Annotated in this window: 22 protein-coding genes; 19 read left to right on the top strand and 3 right to left on the bottom strand. The window is 41.8% G+C overall.

Annotation, left to right across the window (positions count from 1 at the left end; all coding sequences use genetic code 11):
• Positions 1 to 57: 57 nt before the first annotated feature.
• The 7 genes from nuoL to spoIID all read left to right on the top strand — a co-directional run bounded on the left by nuoL (position 58) and on the right by spoIID (position 8,933).
• On the top strand, positions 58 to 1,926 hold the full coding sequence (nuoL, locus tag GNT69_RS04365) for an NADH-quinone oxidoreductase subunit L (protein WP_203553711.1): 1,869 nt from the start codon (positions 58 to 60) through the stop codon (positions 1,924 to 1,926).
• A complete protein-coding gene (locus GNT69_RS04360) occupies positions 1,923 to 3,428 on the top strand; it encodes an NADH-quinone oxidoreductase subunit M (RefSeq protein ID WP_203553710.1) in 1,506 nt (501 codons plus the stop codon). Before nuoL ends, GNT69_RS04360 begins: the two co-directional genes overlap by 4 nt.
• A 6-nt stretch (positions 3,429 to 3,434) precedes the next feature.
• Positions 3,435 to 4,940 carry an NADH-quinone oxidoreductase subunit NuoN gene (nuoN, locus tag GNT69_RS04355; RefSeq protein WP_203553709.1) on the top strand — a complete coding sequence of 502 codons (1,506 nt, stop codon included), beginning with the start codon at positions 3,435 to 3,437 and terminating at the stop codon, positions 4,938 to 4,940.
• A 225-nt stretch (positions 4,941 to 5,165) separates the two neighbouring features.
• Entirely contained in the window at positions 5,166 to 5,402 is a 237-nt protein-coding gene (locus GNT69_RS04350; RefSeq protein ID WP_203553708.1) for a DUF1146 family protein, read from the top strand.
• Positions 5,403 to 5,621: 219 nt separating this feature from the next.
• Positions 5,622 to 6,317: a YwmB family TATA-box binding protein gene (locus GNT69_RS04345; protein WP_203553707.1), complete on the top strand. Its 696-nt coding sequence runs from the start codon at positions 5,622 to 5,624 to the stop codon at positions 6,315 to 6,317.
• Between the two features lie 32 nt (positions 6,318 to 6,349).
• Positions 6,350 to 7,657: a UDP-N-acetylglucosamine 1-carboxyvinyltransferase gene (gene murA / locus GNT69_RS04340; RefSeq protein WP_203553706.1), complete on the top strand. Its 1,308-nt coding sequence runs from the start codon at positions 6,350 to 6,352 to the stop codon at positions 7,655 to 7,657.
• Between the two features lie 259 nt (positions 7,658 to 7,916).
• Positions 7,917 to 8,933: a stage II sporulation protein D gene (gene spoIID / locus GNT69_RS04335; protein WP_203553705.1), complete on the top strand. Its 1,017-nt coding sequence runs from the start codon at positions 7,917 to 7,919 to the stop codon at positions 8,931 to 8,933.
• 107 nt (positions 8,934 to 9,040) lie between these two features.
• Here spoIID and GNT69_RS04330 read toward each other — a convergent pair whose 3' ends face one another.
• Positions 9,041 to 10,042: an NERD domain-containing protein gene (locus GNT69_RS04330; protein WP_203553704.1), complete on the bottom strand. Its 1,002-nt coding sequence runs from the start codon at positions 10,040 to 10,042 to the stop codon at positions 9,041 to 9,043.
• Positions 10,043 to 10,839: 797 nt separating this feature from the next.
• Positions 10,840 to 11,262 (bottom strand): VanZ family protein, encoded by a 423-nt coding sequence (locus tag GNT69_RS04325; RefSeq protein ID WP_203553703.1) that lies wholly within the window; start codon positions 11,260 to 11,262, stop codon positions 10,840 to 10,842.
• Positions 11,263 to 11,401: 139 nt separating this feature from the next.
• Here GNT69_RS04325 and spoIIQ point away from each other — a divergent pair, with 139 nt between their 5' ends.
• The 7 genes from spoIIQ to GNT69_RS04290 all read left to right on the top strand — a co-directional run bounded on the left by spoIIQ (position 11,402) and on the right by GNT69_RS04290 (position 18,934).
• Positions 11,402 to 12,304: a stage II sporulation protein SpoIIQ gene (gene spoIIQ / locus GNT69_RS04320; RefSeq protein ID WP_203553702.1), complete on the top strand. Its 903-nt coding sequence runs from the start codon at positions 11,402 to 11,404 to the stop codon at positions 12,302 to 12,304.
• A gap of 103 nt (positions 12,305 to 12,407) precedes the next feature.
• Entirely contained in the window at positions 12,408 to 14,378 is a 1,971-nt protein-coding gene (locus GNT69_RS04315) for a penicillin-binding transpeptidase domain-containing protein (protein ID WP_343206450.1), read from the top strand.
• A 1,236-nt stretch (positions 14,379 to 15,614) separates the two neighbouring features.
• Positions 15,615 to 15,887: a sporulation transcriptional regulator SpoIIID gene (gene spoIIID, locus GNT69_RS04310; RefSeq protein WP_203553701.1), complete on the top strand. Its 273-nt coding sequence runs from the start codon at positions 15,615 to 15,617 to the stop codon at positions 15,885 to 15,887.
• Positions 15,888 to 16,203: 316 nt separating this feature from the next.
• Entirely contained in the window at positions 16,204 to 17,205 is a 1,002-nt protein-coding gene (gene mreB / locus GNT69_RS04305) for a rod shape-determining protein (protein WP_203553700.1), read from the top strand.
• Positions 17,206 to 17,347: 142 nt separating this feature from the next.
• Positions 17,348 to 17,626, top strand: coding sequence for a DNA-directed RNA polymerase subunit beta (locus GNT69_RS04300; protein ID WP_203553699.1), 279 nt, complete (start codon positions 17,348 to 17,350; stop codon positions 17,624 to 17,626).
• Between the two features lie 94 nt (positions 17,627 to 17,720).
• On the top strand, positions 17,721 to 18,143 hold the full coding sequence (fabZ, locus tag GNT69_RS04295) for a 3-hydroxyacyl-ACP dehydratase FabZ (protein WP_203553698.1): 423 nt from the start codon (positions 17,721 to 17,723) through the stop codon (positions 18,141 to 18,143).
• Positions 18,144 to 18,496: 353 nt separating this feature from the next.
• The gene (locus GNT69_RS04290; RefSeq protein WP_203553697.1) at positions 18,497 to 18,934 is read left to right on the top strand and encodes a hypothetical protein; all 438 of its coding nucleotides are present in this window, start codon (positions 18,497 to 18,499) and stop codon (positions 18,932 to 18,934) included.
• Between the two features lie 138 nt (positions 18,935 to 19,072).
• On the opposite strand, the gene GNT69_RS04285 is transcribed toward GNT69_RS04290, so the two are convergent.
• A complete protein-coding gene (locus GNT69_RS04285; protein WP_203553696.1) occupies positions 19,073 to 19,495 on the bottom strand; it encodes a YwpF family protein in 423 nt (140 codons plus the stop codon).
• 256 nt (positions 19,496 to 19,751) lie between these two features.
• Between GNT69_RS04285 and ssb the strand changes: the two genes are divergently transcribed.
• The 5 genes from ssb to GNT69_RS04260 all read left to right on the top strand — a co-directional run bounded on the left by ssb (position 19,752) and on the right by GNT69_RS04260 (position 23,312).
• Positions 19,752 to 20,138: a single-stranded DNA-binding protein gene (gene ssb / locus GNT69_RS04280; RefSeq protein ID WP_203553695.1), complete on the top strand. Its 387-nt coding sequence runs from the start codon at positions 19,752 to 19,754 to the stop codon at positions 20,136 to 20,138.
• Positions 20,119 to 20,346 carry a hypothetical protein gene (locus GNT69_RS04275; RefSeq protein ID WP_203553979.1) on the top strand — a complete coding sequence of 76 codons (228 nt, stop codon included), beginning with the start codon at positions 20,119 to 20,121 and terminating at the stop codon, positions 20,344 to 20,346. Before ssb ends, GNT69_RS04275 begins: the two co-directional genes overlap by 20 nt.
• Before the next feature lie 305 nt (positions 20,347 to 20,651).
• Positions 20,652 to 22,193: a glycine betaine uptake BCCT transporter gene (locus GNT69_RS04270; protein ID WP_203553694.1), complete on the top strand. Its 1,542-nt coding sequence runs from the start codon at positions 20,652 to 20,654 to the stop codon at positions 22,191 to 22,193.
• 139 nt (positions 22,194 to 22,332) lie between these two features.
• Positions 22,333 to 22,800 carry a DUF2062 domain-containing protein gene (locus GNT69_RS04265; protein ID WP_203553693.1) on the top strand — a complete coding sequence of 156 codons (468 nt, stop codon included), beginning with the start codon at positions 22,333 to 22,335 and terminating at the stop codon, positions 22,798 to 22,800.
• 56 nt (positions 22,801 to 22,856) lie between these two features.
• Entirely contained in the window at positions 22,857 to 23,312 is a 456-nt protein-coding gene (locus tag GNT69_RS04260; protein WP_203553692.1) for an NUDIX domain-containing protein, read from the top strand.
• Positions 23,313 to 23,574 lie beyond the last annotated feature (262 nt).

Raw genomic sequence — 23,574 nt, 5'->3', positions numbered from 1 at the left:
CGGGCACAATCTGGCGCGCGAAAGTATGCGCGTACAAAAAAGGGGATTGTGATACAGATGGAGAATGCTTGGCTCATTCCGCTTTTCCCGCTCATTTCGTTCATACTGCTCCTTCTGTTCGGCCGGCGCCTTAAAGAAGCGAGTGCGTATGTAGGGATTTTTCTAACCCTCGCCGCTTTGGTCTATTCAGTCATCGTCTTGGTCGCTCGCTTCACCGGGCCGACCTTCAAGGCAGAGGCTGACTGGCTCCAAATAGGACAACTGCAATTAACAGTGGGATTTGAGGTAAATCAATTAAATGCACTGATGCTGGTGATTGTCTCACTCGTCAGCTTTCTAGTACATACTTACTCAAAAGGCTATATGCATGGCGATGAGCGCTTCCCGGTGTTCTATGCCTATCTAGGTTTGTTCACCTTTGCGATGCTCGGCCTTGTGCTCTCACCAAACCTCCTACAAACCTATATTTTCTGGGAGCTTGTAGGGCTAGGTTCCTTCCTGTTGATTGGTTTTTATTTTAGTAAAAATGAAGCCAAGGCAGCAGCGAAGAAAGCATTCATTATGACTAGAATCGGGGATGTCGGCCTGCTCGTCGGGATGATTCTTCTATTCTGGCAAACCGGAAGTTTTGAGTATGATGAAATCTTTGCTAGTGTTCAAGCTGGTGAAGTATCCGGTTTCATGATTACGTTAACAGCAATTTTAATTTTTATCGGGGCAATCGGAAAATCTGGTCAGTTTCCGCTCCACACATGGCTTCCGGACGCGATGGAAGGTCCGACGCCTGTGTCAGCATTAATCCATGCAGCAACGATGGTTGCCGCTGGGGTGTATTTAGTAGCAGCGCTGTTCCCGCTCTTTGAAGCGAGTCAAACAGCGATGACCGTCGTTGCTGTCACCGGTGCTTTTACGGCGATCTTCGCGGCGACAATTGGTCTCACACAAAATGATATTAAACGCGTGCTCGCCTATTCAACGATCAGTCAGCTCGGTTATATGATGCTTGCACTCGGTGCAGCTGGCTATGTGGCTGGTGTGTTTCATTTAATGACCCATGCGTTTTTCAAAGCATTGCTGTTCTTAGCAGCAGGTAGCGTTATTTACGCAACCCATCATATGCAAGATATTGAAAAAATGGGTGGACTTTGGAAGAAGCTACGCCTGACTGGTCCGTTATTTTTAATCGGAACACTTGCTATCAGTGGGGTGCCGCTGTTATCTGGGTTCTTTAGTAAAGATGAAATTTTAATTGCTACGTGGGCAAACGGAAACTACGTTCTTTTCTCACTTGCAGTGATTGCAGCTTTCTTTACAGCGTTTTATATGTTCCGCTTGTTCTTTATGGTATTTACAGGCGAACCACGAAGCGAAATGAAAAATGTTCACGAATCGCCAACTTCGATGACAGCACCGATGATTGTCCTTGGCATTTTGGCGGTCGTCGCCGGTTATGTGAACACACCGTGGTTTGGCACATTCCTTGGCGATTGGCTCGTCGCTGACAATGATCTTCTAGGACCTGGACATTTAAGCGGTCCTGCATGGATTATGATTGTCGCAACGCTTGTGTCGCTGGCAGGAATTTACTTAGCTTATTTAATGTATTACCGCAAAACACTTGCCCCTGATTGGTTCACGAGCAGGGCACCAAACTTATATTTGATTGTAAAGAATAAGTATTTTGTCGATGAAATTTACAATAGCACGTTTGTGTATGGAACAAAGGCAGTTAGTTTATTCCTTCGCTTTATCGAGTTATTCTTTGTTGAAGGGTTAGTCAAACTCGTTACTGGTACCATTCGCGGTCTAGGAAAAGTTGGTTCGAAGCTGCAGAGCGGTCAAACCCAAACATACGGAGCCGTCGCCTTTGTCGGACTTGCCGTACTCGTGCTCATCTTTGCGCTGACAGGGGGGTATTTAGGATGAATAGTTTTTATTTAAGCTTACTTGTCTTCTCCCCGTTGATTGGTATTGTGCTGCTGGCATTCATGCCAAAAGGAAACGAAAAAGGGATAAAAGTGCTTGGCTTTTTAGCAACTTTGCCAGCTCTCGTGCTGTCGCTCGTCGCTTATTTTTCCTATCTTGGCGGGAAAAGCCTCGCTGATTATACGGAACAAGTAAACTGGTTCCAGTTTGCTAACTTTGGTTCAATTAATCCAAATTTGTTCGCCGTTCATTATGAGCTTGCGATTGACGGTTTTTCGCTATTAATGGTCTTGTTAACAGCGGTATTATCGACATTAGCAGCACTGGCTTCCTTCCATATTAAGAAGGAATGGAAAGGTTATTTCATGCTTTTCTTACTGCTTGAAATTGGGATGCTAGGTGTATTTACGGCCCAAAACTTAATTTTATTCTTCCTCTTTTTTGAAATTACCTTAATCCCAATGTTTTTCTTAATTGGTAAATGGGGCTATTTTGCAAAAGAGAAGGCAGCCTACAGCTTCCTTATCTATAACGGTCTCGGTTCGGCCGTGTTATTAATTGTGATTATGGTGTTATTCGCCAAAACAGGAACAACAAATATTGAAGCATTAAAAGTAATTGTAAATAATCCCGATGCGCAAATGATTACACCAATCTCCGAATCTCTAAAATACGGATTATTGATCGCGTTATTAATTGCCTTCGGTGTGAAGCTGCCAATCTTCCCGCTCCATACGTGGATGCTGCGTGTCCATGTTGAGGCACCACCATCGATTGTTATGCTTCACTCAGGTGTTTTGTTGAAAATTGGTGCATTTGGTCTCATTCGGTTCGGGATGGGGATTTTCCCAGAGCAGTTTCAAAGTTTAGCGGTACTGATTGCCGTTCTTGGGGTGATTAACCTCCTGTACGGAGCGTTCCTCGCCTTTATCCAAACCGATTTCAAAATGGTACTTGCTTACTCATCGATTTCCCATATGGGAATTGTGCTTATCGGTCTTGGCGCCTATAACGAAGCAGGGATTCAAGGGGCGATTTTCCAAGTTGTTTCCCACGGGTTAATTTCTGCGTTGCTGTTCTTCTTAGTAAGTGTCTTTTACGAGCGTGTGCAAACGACGGAGATTCCGAAGCTCGGTGGAATGGCGAAGGGAATGCCGATTGCCTCTGGGTTCTTACTAGCAGGCGCGATGGCTTCACTCGGCTTACCGGGGATGAGCGGATTTGTCAGTGAGTTTATGGCCTTTCTCGGGCTGTTCCAAGTGCAGCCAATTTTAGCTGCGATTGGGGCAATTGGAATTATTATGACGGCCGTTTACTTGCTGCGTGCTGTCCTTGGCATTACGTACGGAAAATCGAATCGTGAATTTGCCGGCATAACCGACCTTCGTTCATTCGAATGGGCACCGGTGCTTGTCCTTGTCGGTCTAATTATCCTAATTGGCGTCTATCCAGCCGTATTAAGTCAGCCATTAGAGACCATCGTGTTAGGGTTAGGAGGGTGATGAAGGATGGATTTAGAGACATTACTATCATATGATTGGGGATTGATGGGTCCGGAATTCATCATTCTCATTTCCATGGTTATCATCACTTTGCTCGATTTATTTCTACCGAAAAAAATCGATCGCAAACTTTTAGGTTGGCTTAGCGTTGCCGCAGTCCTATTGGCAATCATCGCGCTGATTTCTTTGCTTGGTGCCGAAACAGGCGCGATTTTATTTGACACCTTTAGACTTGATGGCTTTGCGAAAGCCTTTAAGCTCTTATTGCTTGTAGGTTCACTATTTGTCCTGTTACTAGCGATTGATTATGACCCGAAAGAAGGGCTAAAAGAATACCGTGGCGAATTTTACTATTTGTTCTTAGCTGCTTTGCTCGGGGCAATGATTATGACGTCGAGCGGCGACTTAATTACGTTGTTCGTCGGCCTTGAAACATTATCGATTTCTTCTTATGTTCTTGCCGGCTTACGCAAGAAAAACTTGAAATCAAATGAATCAGCAATGAAATATATCATTAACGGAAGTTTGGCAACAGCGATCCTCATGTTCGGGATGAGTTATTTATACGGAATAACGGGGTCTACGAACTTGAAGGAAATGTCTGGGATGTTAATGACGATTACCGAGCCACAGTATCTTTATTTGCTTGGCCTCTCATTTTTACTCGTATTTATTGGCCTTTCGTTTAAGCTGGCATCCGTGCCATTCCATATGTGGGCTCCAGATGTGTACGAGGGGGCACCGACACCTGTTACCGCATTCTTAAGCGTTGTGTCGAAAATTGCTGGCTTTGTCATTATGATTCGCATCATGCTGTCGATTTTTGCCGCTGTGCAAGTGGACAATGTCCCGCTGCTGTTTAACCTTCAGGACTTCATCGGCTTCCTTGCCGCTGTGACGATGATTGTCGGAAACGTCATCGCTTTAAGGCAGCGCAATCTTAAACGCCTATTTGCGTATTCAAGTGTTGCCCATGCCGGGTATATTCTTGTAGCGTTCACAGCGATGAGTTATGTGATGTTTGACAGTATTTGGTTTTACATGTTTGCTTATTTGTTCATGAATCTTGGAGCGTTTGCGATCATTCAGCTCGTAACAACGAAATCAGATTCAGAGGATATTAGTCAATTTGCCGGGCTCTATCGTCGTTCACCACTTATTGCAGTTACAATGGCAATCTTCATTCTGTCACTCGCTGGGATTCCAGGAACGGCTGGATTTATCGGGAAGTTGAATATCTTCTTAGGGGCGCTTATGGTCAATCCGTCACATTATGTGCTCGCCTCGATTATGATTGCGACAACGGTTGTATCTTATTTCTACTATTTCGGCATTATGACACAAATGTTCTTCCGTCCGGCAACAGATGATACGAAATTAAAGATGCCAGTTGGAATGACCATCGTCATCGTCCTTTGTGCCGCAGCAACGATTCTGTTCGGAGTCATGCCGCAGCTTGCCTTTGACTTTTTATCAACAAACTTTAATCAATTTATTGATTTCTTGAACTAAGCTTAATTGGGAGATTAAGTTAGCACAAACAAAAGAGGGGTTTTTAAGAAAAGCTAGCCTTGGGGGAGGCTAGCTTTTTCTAGTTGTTTGCGGGAATAAAATAAATGTTGGCATATAAAATAGAAAAATGGTTAAAAAAATGAAACCTCATGATTCCTAATCCGTCTATTATTAAGGGGATTAATGCGGTAAATTGGGAAACTGGCTACTGAAAGGAGCGAAAGGATGATCACAGATTTTGGTGCACAAGCTTTAATCAGCATCTTATCACATTTAACGTTCATCGCATTATCTTGGTGGGCGTTACAAGCGTTGCATTTTGATAAATTATTACGAGCAAATCGCGTGTTTCAAGCAAGAGTTCTCTATATATTGCTCTCGATTTTCCTTGGCTCGACCGTGAGCAACTTCTTTCTCGATTATTTACTTTGGTCCCAAACGCTTCCTATCCTATTTCAGTAATTTTTTTTATAAATTGGGTATTAATACATGTTTCCAAAAAGGGGATTATTAAGTAAAATTGGTTTTAGGCTTGTGTTTTTTCATAGGTCGGAAATACTTGTGAGAAACTTCGCAAAATCTACCCTCCTGAAATGAATATTTGTCAAAAAGTGACGAGATTTCCCAAGTATGCTCCTCAGAATCCTGGTAAAAATGGTAGTAAGGGGAGGAGAGATAGAGATGAGGGTTTTGTCACATTTTTTATTCGTTTTGGCAATTTTTAGTTTTATCGTTTTTCAGGCAGGGAATAACATGATTGGTGCAAGCTCTGAACAAGATCTAAAAACATTGGTCTCAATTTTAAATGACGAACATATTTTAATCACTGACTGGTCTTTATATTCTAGGGAGAAGTTGGAAGATGTTCAGGAAGAGGAACTGGTAGCCGAATTAAAAGCAATGTTCCCAGATTGGACATGGAGTGGGAATACCGCTAGGAAGCATACATCGAACTATGAGGAAAAAATTAAAATCACAAGTGATCAGTTACATACATATGTCATGTATGAAGTGAAAGGTCAGTCTTGGGACAATGATTCAGAAGCATTTGTGAATAAACAGTGGCAAGGGAGATTATTTGACATTTTTCGCGGAAATGCAACAACTTTTTCTTGTATCAAAGCTGAAATCAGTGATAAGATGAACAAGTCTTTGCCTTATACAATGGAAAGGCTATTAGTAGTGTTTGATGCAGAAAAACTGGAAGCATTAGAAGAGGATATGTTTATTTCTACGTCTGCTTATTCACCACTGCTTACAGGCGTATTAAGTGAAGACCATGAAATGAATTTACAGCTTGGATTGCGAAAACAAGAAGGAATGGGTGGAAATACAACCCTCGTAGTTGGCACACCCATCATCACGATTGAATATTAATATATAGAAATTGGACGCGGAGGGGAATACATTTGGAAAAAATCATCGTCCGCGGCGGGAAAAGGCTAAGCGGTACTGTTAAAGTAGAAGGAGCAAAAAATGCCGTACTGCCTGTGATCGCTGCATCATTATTAGCAAGTGATGGAAAAAGTGTCATTCGTGATGTTCCAACTCTCTCCGATGTATACACGATCAACCAAGTATTACGTTCTTTAAACGCCAATGTGGAGTTTAAAAATAACAAAATTGTCGTCGATGCATCAAAAGAGTTGAATATTGAGGCACCGTTTGAATATGTACGCAAAATGCGTGCTTCTGTATTAGTTATGGGATCTTTGCTTGGCCGGAATGGGCGTGCGCGCGTAGCATTGCCAGGGGGCTGTGCAATTGGATCTCGTCCGATTGACCAACATTTAAAGGGCTTTGAAGCAATGGGAGCAAAAGTAAAGGTAGGAAATGGCTTTATCGAAGCTGAAGCTCCAGATGGCTTACATGGCGCGAAAGTCTACCTTGACTTCCCAAGTGTCGGAGCAACTGAAAATATTATGATGGCTGCAGTCCTTGCTAAAGGTACAACGATTCTCGAAAACGTTGCAAAAGAACCAGAAATCGTCGACCTTGCAAACTTCCTCAATAAAATGGGAGCAAAAGTAAAAGGTGCAGGAACTGGAACAATCAAAATAGAAGGTGTCGACTTGCTGTTCGGAGTGGAACATTCCATTATCCCCGACCGCATTGAAGCCGGTACCTTTATGGTAGCTGCGGCAATTACTGGTGGAAACGTCTTAATCAAAGGTGCTGTTCCAGAACATTTGTCTTCATTAATTGCGAAGATGGAAGAAATGGGCGTGATCATCGAAGAAGAGCAGGAAGGCATACGCGTCATCGGATCTGAATCATTAAAGGCCGTTGACATTAAAACGATGCCGCACCCTGGTTTCCCGACAGACATGCAATCACAAATGATGGCATTGCTTTTACGTGCTCAAGGAACAAGTATGATCACGGAAACTGTGTTTGAAAATCGCTTTATGCATGTTGAAGAATTCCGTCGCATGAATGCGCAGATTAAAATTGATGGTCGCTCAGTGATTATGAATGGTCCATCTAATCTACAAGGCGCAGAAGTAGCTGCAACTGATTTACGCGCGGCTGCCGCTTTAGTTTTAACGGGATTAGTAGCGGAAGGAATCACGCGTGTGACCGAATTAAAACATTTAGATCGTGGCTATGTTGATTTCCATAAAAAACTAGCAGCTCTAGGCGCAGACATTGAACGCGTCAATGAACTAGAAGAAATCGAAGTCGCTGAATCATTCGTATCCGATATGAATGCATAATCACTGAAACCGGAGAATCGAGCGCGATTCTGCGGTTTTATTTTTTTCAATCATATGGTAATTATTCCTAAAAAATGCAAAAAATATGCGGAATGACTCTAAATTGTTAAAAGATGCCCCGTTTGTTTCATTTTTTAAGAGTAATTTACTGAATATTTAATTAATAATTTCGTCCAGCGAATGCTGTCATAAATGCTTGTCCCCGACCATAAGATTGAAGGAGCGTTTTAATTTCAATCATTTATGGAGGCTACCACTTATGAAAAAATTCAATCCAATCCTCGTCATAACAGCAACATTATTTACTGTCATCCTCCTGATTCCGACCTTGCTTGTTCTTCCATTTATGGGGGAGAAGGCGAGCGGAAAACTAAATGAAGAACCTTTTTTGCCCATGGCAGCTGAGCCGTTAGCCGATTCAGCAGTGGAAGTGGCTGTCTTTCGGACAGCGCAATCACAGCTGGAAAAAGTGCCACTCGATGAATATTTATATGGCGTTGTCTCTGCCGAAATGCCAGCCGAGTTTGAATTGGAAGCATTGAAGGCACAAGCATTAACTGCGCGGACGTATTATCTTCGACATATTTTAACGAATGAAACGAGCACACTTCCAGAAGGAGCGGAAGTGACAGATACTGAAGCCCACCAAGTGTATAAAAATAGAGATGAGTTAAAGCGGCAATGGGGCGCTGATTATGATTGGAAAATGAGCAAAGTGATCGAAGCCGTTCGAGCAACCGATGGACAAATTTTAACGTATGAAGGCAATCCGATTACAGCGACGTTCTTCTCTACGAGCAATGGCTATACAGAAAACTCCGAAGACTATTGGTCAAATAAGTATCCGTATTTACGAAGCGTTGAAAGCCCTTGGGATAAAGCATCCCCTAAATTTACCGAGCAAACAATCATGCCGATCAGTGATTTTGAGCGCCGACTCGGGGTTCAATTAAGCGACCGAACAAACATCGGTACAATCCTCGAGCGTACACCAGGAAATCGTGTCGGCAAGGTGGAGATTGCTGGAAAGGTTTTAAGCGGAAAGGATGTCCGCGAAAGACTGGGTCTAAATTCAAGCGATTTTAAATGGCAAGTAAAAGGCGATAATGTCATCATCGAAACAACCGGCTATGGCCATGGCGTTGGCATGAGCCAATATGGCGCAAACGGAATGGCAGCCGAAGGGAAAACGTATGAAGACATCGTTAAGCATTACTACAAAGGTGTGGAAATAACATCGAGCGAACCGACACTTGCCCAAGTGGCGCAAAGATAGAGACTGACGTTTCTTATGGCTGAAGCCCAGAGAAACGCCTTGTACGCTAAAACTCAAAATGGACACATTGTATGCTAAAACTCTAAAAAAACTTTTAATGCTAAAATTCATTGTTTACTCGTCTGGCGAAGATAACGTTCTTCGATTTGAGCGAGAAAGTCAATTGGCCGCAAATAGACGCGGCCTTTTTTTATTCCTGTGCTTGGTAAGTCTTGTGAGGAAAGAAGATAGGTGGCCGTTTTAATATTGTCAATTCCAAAAAAATCGCGAAACTCCCGATTGGTGATGGTCGGCTTAATTAATAAGAAATAATCGAGTAAAGCATCATGATAGGCTGTTTTTGAATGATAAAAACAGTGCGGACAAACCCAAACTCGATCTTTGCGTGCCATCTGGAAGCAGGTACAGTTCGGACAGCGGACCTTATGGACAAGTTCAGATGGCAGAATTCCATACGTTGTTTGTAGATCAGGGAAATGTGGGGTGTGGTCTTTTAATAAAAAATTACTAATTCGTTTCAACTCTTTTTCGCTGCAAATCCGCTCTGACAAGTGATTTGTATGGGTTAAGATCTTATTTTTCAAATTGTCGACCTTACAAAGGTGTTGGAGAATCGTTGAATCGGTTGATTTTATAATTGCGGAGGGGTGACTAAGGACGGCGAGAGAGATGATTGGCAGCTTCGGCAACCCATGTGCCTCTAACCAATCATAGAGCTGGTCCTTATGCTGCATCGTTTGATGATAAGGGTTGGTGTAGCCTTTTTCACTGTTATTCGAAGTCTGGCTGAATTGCTCTTCGCTAATAGTAAGTTCTCCACGATGATTTTTTGTTTCAATTTGTAGGATGTATTTGGAGCAGATGAGCAGATGGTCAATTTGAAAGAAGTTTGTGCCATGGGGCAAACGTATACCTTGGAAAACGTAGTGATGATTGTCGTTAAGAAACTCCAAATGGTAATCGGTATTGACTTCGCCACGATAACCGGCCATAAACGTGCGAATATCTTTTTCAATAATAGGAAGCTTCGGATGAGACTGAGGCAATCTCTGGATTAAAGCATGATTGAAAGGGACGATGAGTGGAATCGAACGGGGAAGCAGAATCAAAGTCAAAATCCTCCTTAAACTGTTTGGTTCAATCATACAACAATTGCGTGCGTGCGGTTATGGAGATTTTGTGACAAATTAATTTTTGGGTTTTAATCCGAGTACTAGCAATAAACAGAGGTCAAAAGGCCGATATAATCCAAGTACTAGCAATAAACCAGCACGATAATCACGGTTAATCGGGAGTACTAGTAATAAAAGTCACTCAGTTTAGGCCGAATCCAGTTTTATAATCCGAGTACTAGGTAAAAGCACAACCCGTTTGTATGGTTTTTCTAGAAAAGGTAATTAATGTTTTTGTCTGACTCTTTTGGCCGAGCAGATCCATGTGTTTTAGAACGATAATGCTGGTAACGCGTTTTTTAATCCAAGTACTAGTATTAAAAACACCAAATTTCATTGATATATTGCTAGTACTCGTAATAAAACAGCCTAAAATGAGGTGTTAATCCGAGTACTGGCATTAAACGGAGGCCAGAACGCTGTTATAATCCAAGTACTAGCAATAAAAAACGGCTAAAAATCGCTTTAATCCGAGTACTAGTAATAAACCATCCCGATAATTACGGTTAATCCGAGTACTAGCAATAAAACCCACTCAATTTTAGGCCGAATTCAGTTTTTAATGCTAGTACTAGTAATAAGATCCACACCGTTTAATCCCACTCCGTTCTATAATCCGAGTACTAGCAATAAAACCCACTCAGTTTATAACCAATCCACCTTTTTAATCCAGTACTAGCAATAAAAAACCCCTCCACCCTAAGTCCAATCCACCAAACTACCAACCAACCAACCTAACCCTTCACCCAACCCTCAAACCTCACCAACACCCCACGCAGCTTCGGGAACTTCTCATTAAAATAGGCGTGGTGCATAAAATGGGACACGACTAACACGCCGATTGTGTCCTTAACGAAGTCATTCACGGTTGCCGATCGATACGGCACGAACGATTGGTGAATCTCATCAATCAGCCCGTACAAAATCGCCACGCCCATAAAAATAAAGCTCATCACCGGCTTGAACCCTGCAAACGTCAGCCCCGCTAAAAACAACAGCACATATAAAATTGCAAATTCAACGAGATGGAGCGACTCTTTTATAAACGTATCCACCCTCTGATTCGGCAATTCGACAACAGCGTTCGCAGGCATGCTTGATAAAATCCAAATTAAAATCATATAAACAATAGGTAAAATCCGAATGACGTATTTCATTATGAACCCCCAAAAATATTTTTTAAAAAGAAAATGTATAAAACGACAAGCTTTGTCGAAAAATAAGCATTTAAAAAATTTTCAAAACTATGTATATATTTTTTTACATCTGTTCAGAATGATTGCTGAGGTGATGAAAATGAGAGAGGAAAAATCTTCTCAAGAAAAGAGCTTTAAACGCTTTTTTAAGAAGCGGTGGGCGTATCCAGCAGTTTATTTAGCAAGTGCCGCAATCATTCTAACAGGTGTTATCTGGTTCCAAAATAGCGGTGAACAAGCGACTGATCAACTAGATGAGGTGACAGAACAGTCGAACAGAGAGTTTTCCGGCGAACCAGCAGTTGAAGTCAATCGTTCTTTGGAAAATTTCGTTATGCCAGTAGCAGATGTTGACAGTGCGGTCATAAAAATGCAATTCTATGACAATGACATGGACAAAGCTGAGCAAGAAGCAGCAATCGTCGTTTACAATAACCAATATCATCCCAATACAGGGATTGCGATTGGTGCAAACGATGACGAAGAGTTTAATGTTATTGCATCATTAAGCGGTGAAGTCATTACTGTTAAGGAAGACTCGTTGCTTGGTAACGTAATTGAAATCAATCATGACAATGGAATTGTAACACAGTATCAATCAATTAAAAATATCCAAGTGAAAGCTGGTGACATGGTCGAGCAAGGTGATACAATTGCCACTGCTGGAACAAGCCAGTTTAATGAAAAAGCAGGCGTACACGTTCATTTTGAAATTCGCAAAGACGGTGTGCCTGTAAACCCACTTGATTATTTTGACAAGCCATTAAGCGCTTTGGAAGAAGTTGATCCTGGCGATTCTGGTAAAAATAATGCTGGTACAGACGCTACTAAAGATGATTCAGCAACCGAAGAAGATGAGTCGAAAACTGAAGATGAAGAGTCAACAAACAATGAATCTTCAGATGAAGAAGATGAAACTTCAAATGAAGAGGAAAAAGACGAAGACTCTTCAACGGAAGACAATGATTCTTCAACAAACACAACTGAAACAAGTAACTCTTAAGATCAATTCTCTGAATGAAAACCCGTCGAACTTTCGGCGGGTTTTTTTAATGGACATAAACGCCCGACCCTTGTGATAAAATTAGACAAGGAGGGGGAATGTTGTGTTGAAGAGATTGTTCCTATTGCTATTTTTGTCCGTGATGATTGCCGGGTGCACAAGCAAAGAACCAACCCCGGAAGAGCGATTTGCCGATTATGTTCAGCTATGGAATGAGCAAAAATTTGCTGACATGTATAAGTTATTATCAGAACAAGCGAAAGACAGTGTCACGAAAGAGGCCTTTGTCGACCGTTATCATAAAATTTATCAAGACCTAGAAATTGACAAGCTAGAAGTTCAATTCGAACCGCCGGAAGAAACCGAAAAATACGATGCGGAAGCAAGCTTTCCATTTGCCGCAAAAATGGACAGTGTCGCCGGTCCGATCGATTTTACCCATACAGCTAAGCTTGTAAAAGAAACAAGGGAAGACAGTAGCAATTGGTATATCGATTGGGATACGACGTACATATTTCCGGAATTAGGAGCGAATGACCGCATTCGCTATCAAAACATTTCTGCCGAGCGCGGCAAAATTTTAGACCGCCGAGAGAATGGTCTGGCAATCAATGGGACAGCGATGCAAATTGGTGTCGTTCCTGGAAAGTTAGGAGAATCGTCCGTTCAGCAGCTCAGTGATTTGCTAGAGATGGCGGAGGAAGAGATCAACAAGCAATTAAATGCTTCTTGGGTAAAACCAGATTTATTTGTACCGCTAAAAACGGTCTCCAAAAACGATGGGTCTCTGCGTGAAGAGCTGTTTGCGATTGAAGGGGTCACAACGATGGAAGTGGGCGCCCGCGAATATCCGTATGGCGAAGCATTGTCCCACCTGGTCGGCTACATCGCTCCAGTCACCGCTGAAGACTTGGAGAGAAACGAAGGAAAAGGCTATAGTGCCGGGGACTACATCGGCAAACGCGGCCTTGAGCAGGTGTTTGAGGGACAATTAAAAGGAACCAATGGCGTAAAAATAAGTGTCGCAAAGGAAGATGGCTCGGAAAAGGTACTTGCGGAAAAGCCTGTTGAGCATGGCAAAGATGTGCAGTTAACGATTGACGTTGTCCTTCAGCAGCGCGTATATGATCAGTTAAATGGAGTCGCTGGCACAGCAGCGGCCATTCATCCACTTACCGGCGAGACGCTAGCGTTAGTAAGTGCTCCTGGATTTGATCCAAATGCCGAGGTTTTAGGCAATTCTAGGGCTATGGAGGAGGATGACCCGCTCCAGCCTTATCTTAACCGCTTTAGGCTCTCCTACGTACCAGGTTCAGTCATTAAGCCGATGACCGCGGTAATTGCCCTAGCCAATGATAAAATCGAACTTGAAACGAGTTTTGAAATTACCGAAAAACAGTGGCAACCAGATCGATCGTGGGGCGATTATAAAGTGACTCGCTATACGAACTTAATCGGTCAAGTTGATCTAGAAAAGGCGATGATTTTCTCAGACAATATTTACTTTGCGCGCACAGCACTTGAAATCGGCAAGGATGGGTTTGCGGATGGGCTGCGGAAGTTTGGTTTTGAAGACATCGATTATCCGTATCCGCTTGAAGCGTCACAGATTGGCGAGCTAGCGAATGACATTGCCCTCGCAGATTCTGGCTACGGCCAAGGCCAAGTCGAGATGAATATCCTCCATTTAGCAGCGACGTATACCCCATTTTTAAATAATGGCAATATGCTAAAACCAATTTTATTAATGGAGGAAGAACAAAAGCAAGTATGGGCGGAAAACTTAATTTCCCCAGAAGAGGCAGCTGCGCTAGATAAGATGCTAACAAAGGTGGTCACTGAAACGAATGGGACTGCTCATGTCGCACGGATGGAAGGCGTGCCATTGGCAGGGAAAACAGGAACCGCCGAGATTAAAGGTCGACAAGGTGAAAGAGGCCGCGAGCTTGGCTGGTTCGTCGCCTACAACACCGACTTACTCGTGTCGCTGATGATCGAAGATGTACAAACAGGGGAAGGCTCAAAGGAAGCTGTTACCCGGGTGAGAAATCTATTTTCAAACGAAGGGCAATAAAGCCCTTCGTTTTTTATGCATTTAGGATAATATAAAATGTGCCGTAAACTGGATGGGGGTTTTATTGCTATTACTCAGATTAACCGTGATTATCGGGCTGGTTTATTGCTAGTACTTGGATTAAAGTGATTTTTGGCCGTTTTTTATTGCTAGTACTCGTATTATATCAGCGTTTTGACCTCGGTTTATTGCCAGTACTTGGATTAACCCCTCATTTTTTGTCGTTTTATTACGAGTACTAGCAATATATCAAGGGAATTTCGTGTTTTTAATGCTAGTACTTGGATTAAAAAACCCGTTACCAGCATTATCTTTTAAAAACCCTGTGAATCTGCTCGCTTAAAAGTTCACCTAAAGACATTAATGACCTTTTCTGGAAAGAACATACAAACCGGTGTCCAAGGCGTTATTTGCGAGTCACTTCTGTCCGTCTAGTCAAAGAACGATCTCTCCGCTTTTGTTCCTATTTGGCAAAATTTGTAGATTTAAAATTCTTGACCCGATGGGCCGATTCGGGCCATAATAATGGTACTAATTTTCTAAAAATTAAATAAATTCAAACCCTGATAAAATTTTATTTTAAGAAAAGAAGCGCGCGTATATTTGTTAACGCTTACAAAGGAGGTGGTTTGGTGCTCATTTTTATTATTTTAATGTTTATTATTGGGGCGTCGCTAATTTTGGCGTTACGCAGCAAAAAATCCTTATTCCTGGCAATTCCTTTTCTGAGTATTTTTGTTTATTTCTTCGTTGAAATCCTACCAATACTTTATATCCATTTATGGTAAAAAAACTGCATTCAAGATGACCGTCCCATCCTGTTGATGAAAAACGAATTTCTTGGGGAATAATCATAAGAAAAATGAATCTAATTTTCTTTCATTCACTAGCTTTGGGACGAGCTCCTCATGGTTGGCACTCGTTAAATAATGGTTGTCCCTTTCATTTTAATTAATAATTTACAAAATTTTCAGAAAAATTTACTATTTCATTGTCCTTATTGCGTTTTTTGTGCATATATCCTTATCCAAGCTAATAGAATGATTACAAACCTGTCAAAGAGAGTGTTTGAGGTGAGGAGTCGTTTGCAAAGTATGAGAATTCAGCCGGAGCCATGGTTCAAATCCTGTAATGTATAGAAACTGCATCGTATCAAGTGATGTGGTGACCAGATTATTCGAGTTAAGCGGGTCTCATTTCACACTTCTCACATCCAATTTGGGGAGGGCGAGTGGTGTGCACGATTACATCAAAGAGAGAACTATCAAGATTGGAAAGTATATCGTGGAGACGAAAAAAACGGTTCGCGTTATCGCGAAGGAGTTTGGCGTATCCAAAAGTACAGTCCATAAAGACTTGACGGAAAGACTGCCAGAAATAAATCCGGAACTTTACAATGAAGTAAAAGAAATTCTCGATTATCATAAATCGATCCGACATCTACGTGGTGGCGAAGCAACAAAGCTAAAGTACAAAAAAGAGGAGAGAGAGGAGGAAACGGTTAAATAATTGGCTTTCATATTGGTTTGTCCGGACGGGCAGTAACGAAAGGCGAAGTACTTCATTTTTTTAGAAGTAATCGCCTTTTTATATTGTCTTAAAAGGGAATAAATGTAATGACTGTGGGGAGTACTATTAACTACTTGAAATTGCAAAAATCGACTTTTTTTTTAGTAATTAGTTACTATTTTTGAGTGTCTATGATAAAATAGAAAATTAGGTGAATATTGTTCGAAAATAGTGGCCGCGTCTGATTTTTGCTCAAAAACACTAAAGTTTAAAGCAGCCGCGCACCACCCATTTGTCAAGGAGGGTAAAAGTAAAAATGTTTGCAAGAGATATTGGGATTGACCTTGGCACAGCAAATGTCTTGATACATGTAAAGGGCCGTGGAGTGGTTTTAAATGAGCCGTCAGTAGTGGCAATTGATAAAAATACAAACAGAGTATTAGCCGTCGGTGAGGAAGCTCGTCGGATGGTTGGTCGTACACCGGGAAATATCGTTGCAATTCGTCCGCTTAAGGATGGCGTTATTGCCGATTTTGATGTAACTGAAGCGATGCTAAAACATTTTATAAACAAGCTAAATGTCAAAGGATTGCTGTCGAAGCCGCGCATTTTGATTTGCTGCCCAACAAACATTACGAGCGTTGAGCAAAAGGCGATTAGAGAAGCAGCAGAAAAGAGCGGTGGGAAAAAGATTTACCTTGAAGAAGAACCTAAAGTTGCGGCAATCGGCGCAGGGATGGATATTTTTCAACCGAGTGGAAACATGGTTGTTGATATTGGCGGTGGAACGACAGATGTCGCTGTGCTGTCAATGGGGGATATTGTCACGTCTTCGTCAATTAAAATGGCCGGTGACAAATTTGACAACGAGATCTTAAATTATATTAAACGTGAATATAAGCTGCTGATTGGTGAGCGGACTTCAGAAAACATTAAGGTGAATATTGGAACAGTGTTCCCTGGTTCACGCAGCGAGGAAATGGATATTCGCGGCCGTGACATGGTTTCTGGTTTGCCACGCACGATTTCTGTTCGTTCGGAAGAAATTGAACAAGCGCTTAGAGAATCCGTAGCTGTTATCGTACAAGCAGCGAAAAGTGTGTTGGAACGAACTCCACCTGAACTATCAGCGGATATTATTGACCGTGGGGTGATTTTAACTGGAGGTGGAGCCTTGCTTCATGGCATAGATACATTGCTAGCCGAAGAGTTAAAAGTACCGGTTCTTGTTGCAGAAAGTCCAATGGAATGCGTAGCACATGGCACTGGAATCATGCTCGATAATCTTGATAAAATTTCACGAAGAAAAATAGGCTAATACGAAAAAATCTATGGTTCATTTCGGACGAGCCATAGGTTTTTTGTTATTTAAAAATTTTTCTACAATTTGTTAATGTTTCTTCTGGCGTTTTTTTTTATAATAGAAACTAATGAATATTCACCAAAAGGGGAAAGAAAATATGGCAGTGAAGGACAACCATGAGGAAGCAGTTACGCGCGAACAAGTAAAAAAGCAAAAAAAAGAAAAAAAAGATAAACAAGAGCAGGATAATCGTAAACGGGTACGCGTGCGCTTGTTTCCGATTTGGCTTCGGGTGATTGTGGTCATTGTCTTTTTAGCACTAAGTATTGTTGCTGGTGCAGCTTTCGGATACAGTGTAATGGGAAATGGGAAACCGACGGAAATATTTGATAAGTCGACATGGACACATATTGGCGATTTAATAAATAAGAATTAGCCAAACGAAAGGAAGGGTTGGCCCTTCCTTTTTACATCTATTTTTTAGTAATATAGAGGAACGAACCTAATATTAGTAGGAGGTACTAAATTATATGTTAGATATTCAGGAAATTAAAGAAATTATTCCCCATCGTTACCCATTTTTGTTAATTGATAAAATTCTTGAGGTTGAGGAAGGAAAGCGCGCAGTTGGGATCAAAAATGTCACTGCCAATGAAGAGTTCTTTACTGGACATTTCCCTGATTATCCGGTGATGCCCGGAGTGCTAATCGTTGAAGCGCTTGCTCAAGTTGGTGCTGTTGCGATGTTAAAGCCTGAGGAAAACCGCGGGAAGCTTGCGTTTTTTGCTGGAATTGACAACTGCCGGTTTAAACGGCAAGTCAAGCCAGGAGACCAACTCCGCCTCGAAGTTGAAATGACCAAAGTACGCGGGCCGATGGGCAAAGGCAAAGCCGTCGCTACCGTAGACGGCGAAATCGCCTGCGAAACAGAGATTATGTTTGCGATGAAATAATCACACGGACAGCTGCGTTTTGCGGCTGTTTTTTATTTTTCTCGCGCATAAAATAAAACCTGCTAAACTCTTCACGGTTTTCGAATCCTAAACTCCGCGACTAAGCCACTACTCTTCGCTTAAGAAATAACCAATTAAAACACTCCAAATAAGGAACAATATGTAAAAAAACGCAGTGAAATGAAGCAAATCATGCGAACCCCCTGATATGATAAGGGTTAGTGCCATCCACTAAATTCCAGTAAGGTCACTGAAATAATTTCCTGTAAATTCTCATTTAAACCCGGGCAATATAATGGCAGACCCGCGCTGGTCACTTTGAAAAAAATCACATCTTAGAGAGGGGTTTTAAAATGAATAAAAAGCTGTTAACGGTAATTGGTGGATCTGTCATGTCAGCAATGCTATTCAGCGGTTGTGGCGTAGCCAATGACCCACCACCACCGGCTGAAGATGGTCGTGGTACCGAAATTAATCAATTAAACCGCAATGACCGTGATAACCGTATTTTCAATAGAACCAATCGTCCAGGGATAAACGATGGCATGTTTAATAATCGCGGTACGGACGGTGGCACAATTTTTAATAACCGTGGTGCCAATGACGGGAGAATTTTCAATAACCGTGGCACAGATATGGACATGTACAACCGTAACGACCGTACGATTTTTGATACACGTGATGGCAATATCTTCAATAATGACCGTACGGACCGTGGCGGAATCTTCAACACCGATCCAATGGACGACACTCGTGACATGACGAGAAACCGTACAACACGTGGGCGTTAACAGTTCCATCTAATCATATTGGCCAGTTCATAATGTAACATGTAAAAGAAAATTTAACCAATTACATCTTTAGGAAATGTAACCAAATAAATGATGATGGCAAGTAATAAAAAACCAGAGCAGTGATGCTGCTCTGGTTTATACCTTTTTAGGGAGAACAATCTTCGGCCGTGCGATAATTTTTTCTCTAAATTCTGTAAGCAATTCTTCTCCAGTTAATCCTTGCTCAAGAAGAAATTCAAGTAATGTTGCTGGATAGTCATTTTTAATTTTCGTCAGATGCCCTTCTAACAGGACGCTTGCGTAGCCATTGACTTTTCGAATGCTGCAAACCTTGGTTTTGAATGCTGCAGGGTCATTTTCCTTTTTCGTAATGACCACCTGAACAAAGAGATCATTTTGCACGGAAAAATGGGGAATGTCTCGTTCTTCGACGAACACCTCGATTAACCATGTGCCACTTTCATCTTCTTTATTGATGATTAAACCTTCCTTGAACTCGATTTCTTTCAAACCCTCTTCACCGATAATTTGCATGGAAATCAGCCTAAATGACTTCATCGCGTCCTCCTTACTCTTTTTCCTAAATTATAACATATTGAAAAAAAGGAAGGCGAATGCTCTCCATGTCGAAACATCTCTTTTATGAATAGTAAAAACATGCGAGAAAACAGGAAATCCTTTTAAAAATGGTCTTTTAAGAAAAAATATTGAAGTCATTTCATTGATTTTTATGTGGTTTCAGTCAGTTTGCGATTTTTACGAAGTGTCTTTTTTGGTTGTATGATGGGTGCATAAACGAGAAAGGAGTTGAAAGATGATTAATCAGGTCATTCTAGTAGGGCGGTTAACGCGTGATCCTGAGCTTAAATTTACGAATGACGGAAAGGCGTTCACGTCGATTACATTAGCTGTGACACGGCAATTTCGCAATGGAAATGGCGAGCTTGATAGCGATTTTGTACAATGTATCCTCTGGAGAAAAACCGCTGAAAACACAGCCCTCTATTGCCAGAAGGGCTCCGTCATTGGTGTGATTGGCCGGATTCAAACTCGAAATTATGAAAACCAAGAAGGAAAACGGGTTTACGTAACCGAGGTCGTGGCCGAGAATGTCCAATTCCTCAGTAAAAAAACAACCAGAGCAGAACATCCCGAACCTGTGCCAGTACAGTCCGCAGCAAATGTTGAAGTACCGTTTTAACATCATTTTTCAGACTGGAGGTTTTCTTATTTGCCAAAGGGATGAGCTAGAGAAGCTTCTTGAAAGTTTAATAAAAATGGTTGGGAAAACGAATGTAAAAATGGACCGGCTCAGCAACCGTGTACGACAGCTCGAAATGGCTACGATGGAACAACAAATTACCTTCATCGCTGAGCCACGCATACCGGAAAAATTGAAACAACGATAACCTCGTCATTTTTCCAAAATCCAACAACTAGAAAAAATCAAATGACCTCTCCGACACCCTCACATTTGCCGGCGGTGAAAAACCGGCATTTTTTTTATTCGGAAACAAGAACTTTTCAACACATAACAAACTTTGTAATCCGCACATAAAAAAGTTCAACGACACGCTCGTGTTAGGAATAAACAGCAAAACTTATTACTGAGAAAATGAACATTAACCGCCGTGGTTGGAAAATGTATCATATATTGTTTCCTCTGAATTCGGGAAAGCTAATCGCAACTTAGGTTTAATAGGGAGATGGCGTCTTGAGCAAGGTTACCAATGTGTTTTGGATTTCAATTGTAATTGCCACGATTTTCGTCATTTGGGGTGCGGTTGCGCCCGTTCACTTAGGGGCAATCCTCAATCAAGCGAAAGACTTCTTTTTAGATTCGTTTGGTTGGTTTTATCAGCTATCAGCTACGTTTTTCCTGCTGTTTGCGTTGTTTTTAATTTTTAGCAAATATGGGAAAATCAAGTTAGGTGCTGACGATTCAAAGCCGGATTTTAAACGGCCGACCTGGTTTGCGATGTTATTTAGCGCCGGAATGGGAATTGGTTTGCTGTTTTACGGGGTCTCAGAACCAATTTCTCATTTCGCAAACCCGCCAATTGGGGAAGCCGGATCAGTGGAAGCAGCTAGTACTGCCTTAAGATATACGTATTTGCATTGGGGATTTCATGCGTGGGCCATTTACGCAGTCATTGCACTCGTGTTAGCTTATTATAAATTTAGAAAAAACGAGTCAGGGTTGATGAGCGTTACGCTAATCCCGTTAATTGGCAATCGTGCGAAAGGGAAGATTGGAACAGTCGTTGATGTTGTCGCCGTGTTTGCGACGATATTCGGTGTCTCCGCTTCCTTAGGTTTAGGCTCAGCGCAAATAAATGGAGGCTTAAATTATGTAGCTGGAGTTCCGAATAACTTTATGATTCAGCTGCTCATCATTGCAATCGTCACCGTCTTGTTTATTTTATCGGCCAGTACCGGGCTGAGAAAGGGAATTAAATATTTGAGCAATACGAATTTAGTACTAGCAGTGATTTTGTTGTTCACCTTTCTTATATTAGGGCCGACAGGGTTTGTCCTCGATCTTTTCGTGACGACATTAGGAAGCTATGTGCAAAACCTACCGAGCATGGGATTGCGGCTGGCCCCATTTAATGAAGAGCGGGCCGCATGGATTCAAGATTGGACGATATTTTACTGGGCATGGTGGATTGCGTGGGCTCCATTTGTTGGGACATTTGTTGCCCGCGTGTCGAAAGGAAGAACGGTCAGAGAGTTTATGATTGCTGTGCTCGTCGTTCCTACGCTCGTCTGTGCATTTTGGTTTTCGGTCTTTGGCGGAACAGCCATTTATTTTGACTTTTTTGAAGGGACCAATATCGCAGCACAAGGTCTTGAAACCGCCTTGTTTTCCGTTTTTGATTTACTCGCTTTTCCAGGGCTGTTATCGATGGTCAGCTTGCTTCTTATTACTACGTTTTTTATTACATCTGCCGATTCGGCCACCTTTGTATTAGGGGTGCAAACGACGAATGGGGACATGGACCCGCCAAATTTTGTGAAAATTACATGGGGTCTGTTTTTATCCGCATCGGCGATTGTGTTATTGCTCTCAGGTGGTCTGGATGCGATTCAAACGGCGATTATCGTTAGCGCCTTCCCTCTTACCTTTGTACTGCTTGCCATGTCGTTCTCCGTACTAAAAGACTTTCAAAAAGAAATGCCCGCAAAAACGGCAGAAAGGAAACGAACACGAAAACCGAGGCGCGAAGAAGAGCCTGATCCCGACCCAATTTAAAATAAGACTGTGTTAAAGTACATTATTGGTTGGAGCGGCACAGTTTAACCTTAAAGAAAAAAAGCTGGCCCAATCGGTCAGCTTTTTCGATAAGAGTGTTATAATAATTCAGTAAATCAACTAGAAACTTGGTGAATGTATGAAGCTGAAGCGTCGCTCTAAATATTTTCTAATCCGTTTGTTTCGCTTAAAGGCAAGTCCTCATCATGTGGCAATGGGACTTGCATTAGGCTTTGCGCCAAATTGGTTTCCGACTTTTGGGTTGGGACCATTTTTCTCAGCAGCCTTAGCGAAATTGACAAGAGTCAATGTTCTTGCTGCCTTTATTGGCGGTTTAATTGGAACCCCGTTATGGCCAGTTCTTTTTTGGCTTAATTATCAAGTCGGTAGCCTTTTTTATCAAAAACCGAGCAAAGTCGAAGAGATTGTCGAAGTCGAGTATCTTGAAGCCGTCAATGATACTGTCGGCAGTTGGCAATCAGGAAGCATGCAGTTTATTACAGGGTCGCTTGTGAATATGTTCGTCATGGGAATCATCATGTATATCCTCGTGTATTTTTTATTTAAAAAATACCGAATGTCAATTTTGACGAAGATAAAATATTAACTGTCCAAGCAATCGAGCACGGTTGTACATATATTAATGAAAAAGGTTGATGATGAGTGGGCTACGTAGAAGATTTACGTAAACTGGTTGGACACCGGCCATTAATTTTAGTCGGTGCAGTAACAGTGATGGTCGATGAAGTAGGCCGAATTTTGTTGGAACAGCGAAAATTCCCGAAACATTCGTGGGGCCTGCCGGGCGGATTAATGGAGCTTGGTGAATCAACGGAAGATGTCGCTCGCCGTGAAGTGTTTGAGGAAACAGGTCTCGTCGTTCGTGATTTACAGTTAATCAATGTGTATTCAGGACCAGGTTATTTTACCGTTGCAGAAAATGGCGATGAATTTTATTCAGTGACAGTCGCCTATTGGACAAAGAATTTTACCGGCCAATTGAATGTCGATAAAACTGAGTCGATTTCCTTTCAATTTATCGCTCCCGATCAACTGCCGGATAAAATCGTCAAAAGTCATCGGAAAATGATTGAAGATTATTTGCGGAGTCAAAAATGAACCCGTTTGAATGGCCAAGCGGGTTTTTTGACCGTTCGATTTTTCAAGAGGTTCATGCTTAGTTCAAGTGCACGCTATGTTTATCACTAGTACTCGTAATATAATGAGTTTTCGCGCGTAGTACTCGGATTATAAACACGCTATGTTATCACTAGTACTCGGATTATAATGAGATTTTTGCAAGATAATGCTGGTAATCGAGTTTTTATTCCGAGTAGTGGGTATATATTGAGTCATATAATCTTAGTACTAGCATTATAAC

It is taken from the genome of Bacillus sp. B15-48 (assembly GCF_016879755.1).
GTDB lineage: Bacteria > Bacillota > Bacilli > Bacillales > Cytobacillaceae > Mesobacillus_B.
Note: the sequence above shows the minus strand (reverse complement) of the source record. Positions and strands in the feature narration are given on the sequence as shown.

Coding starts and splice junctions, on each gene's coding strand:
- GNT69_RS04265 (WP_203553693.1), top strand. CDS start 22,333: ATGAAGCTGAAGCGTCGCTCTAAATATTTTCTAATCCGTTTGTTTCGC.
- nuoN (WP_203553709.1), top strand. CDS start 3,435: ATGGATTTAGAGACATTACTATCATATGATTGGGGATTGATGGGTCCG.
- fabZ (WP_203553698.1), top strand. CDS start 17,721: ATGTTAGATATTCAGGAAATTAAAGAAATTATTCCCCATCGTTACCCA.
- GNT69_RS04285 (WP_203553696.1), bottom strand. CDS start 19,495: ATGAAGTCATTTAGGCTGATTTCCATGCAAATTATCGGTGAAGAGGGT.
- spoIIQ (WP_203553702.1), top strand. CDS start 11,402: ATGAGAGAGGAAAAATCTTCTCAAGAAAAGAGCTTTAAACGCTTTTTT.
- GNT69_RS04275 (WP_203553979.1), top strand. CDS start 20,119: ATGTTGAAGTACCGTTTTAACATCATTTTTCAGACTGGAGGTTTTCTT.
- GNT69_RS04325 (WP_203553703.1), bottom strand. CDS start 11,262: ATGAAATACGTCATTCGGATTTTACCTATTGTTTATATGATTTTAATT.
- GNT69_RS04345 (WP_203553707.1), top strand. CDS start 5,622: ATGAGGGTTTTGTCACATTTTTTATTCGTTTTGGCAATTTTTAGTTTT.
- GNT69_RS04360 (WP_203553710.1), top strand. CDS start 1,923: ATGAATAGTTTTTATTTAAGCTTACTTGTCTTCTCCCCGTTGATTGGT.
- spoIID (WP_203553705.1), top strand. CDS start 7,917: ATGAAAAAATTCAATCCAATCCTCGTCATAACAGCAACATTATTTACT.
- GNT69_RS04290 (WP_203553697.1), top strand. CDS start 18,497: ATGAATAAAAAGCTGTTAACGGTAATTGGTGGATCTGTCATGTCAGCA.
- ssb (WP_203553695.1), top strand. CDS start 19,752: ATGATTAATCAGGTCATTCTAGTAGGGCGGTTAACGCGTGATCCTGAG.
- GNT69_RS04350 (WP_203553708.1), top strand. CDS start 5,166: ATGATCACAGATTTTGGTGCACAAGCTTTAATCAGCATCTTATCACAT.
- nuoL (WP_203553711.1), top strand. CDS start 58: ATGGAGAATGCTTGGCTCATTCCGCTTTTCCCGCTCATTTCGTTCATA.
- GNT69_RS04300 (WP_203553699.1), top strand. CDS start 17,348: ATGGCAGTGAAGGACAACCATGAGGAAGCAGTTACGCGCGAACAAGTA.
- mreB (WP_203553700.1), top strand. CDS start 16,204: ATGTTTGCAAGAGATATTGGGATTGACCTTGGCACAGCAAATGTCTTG.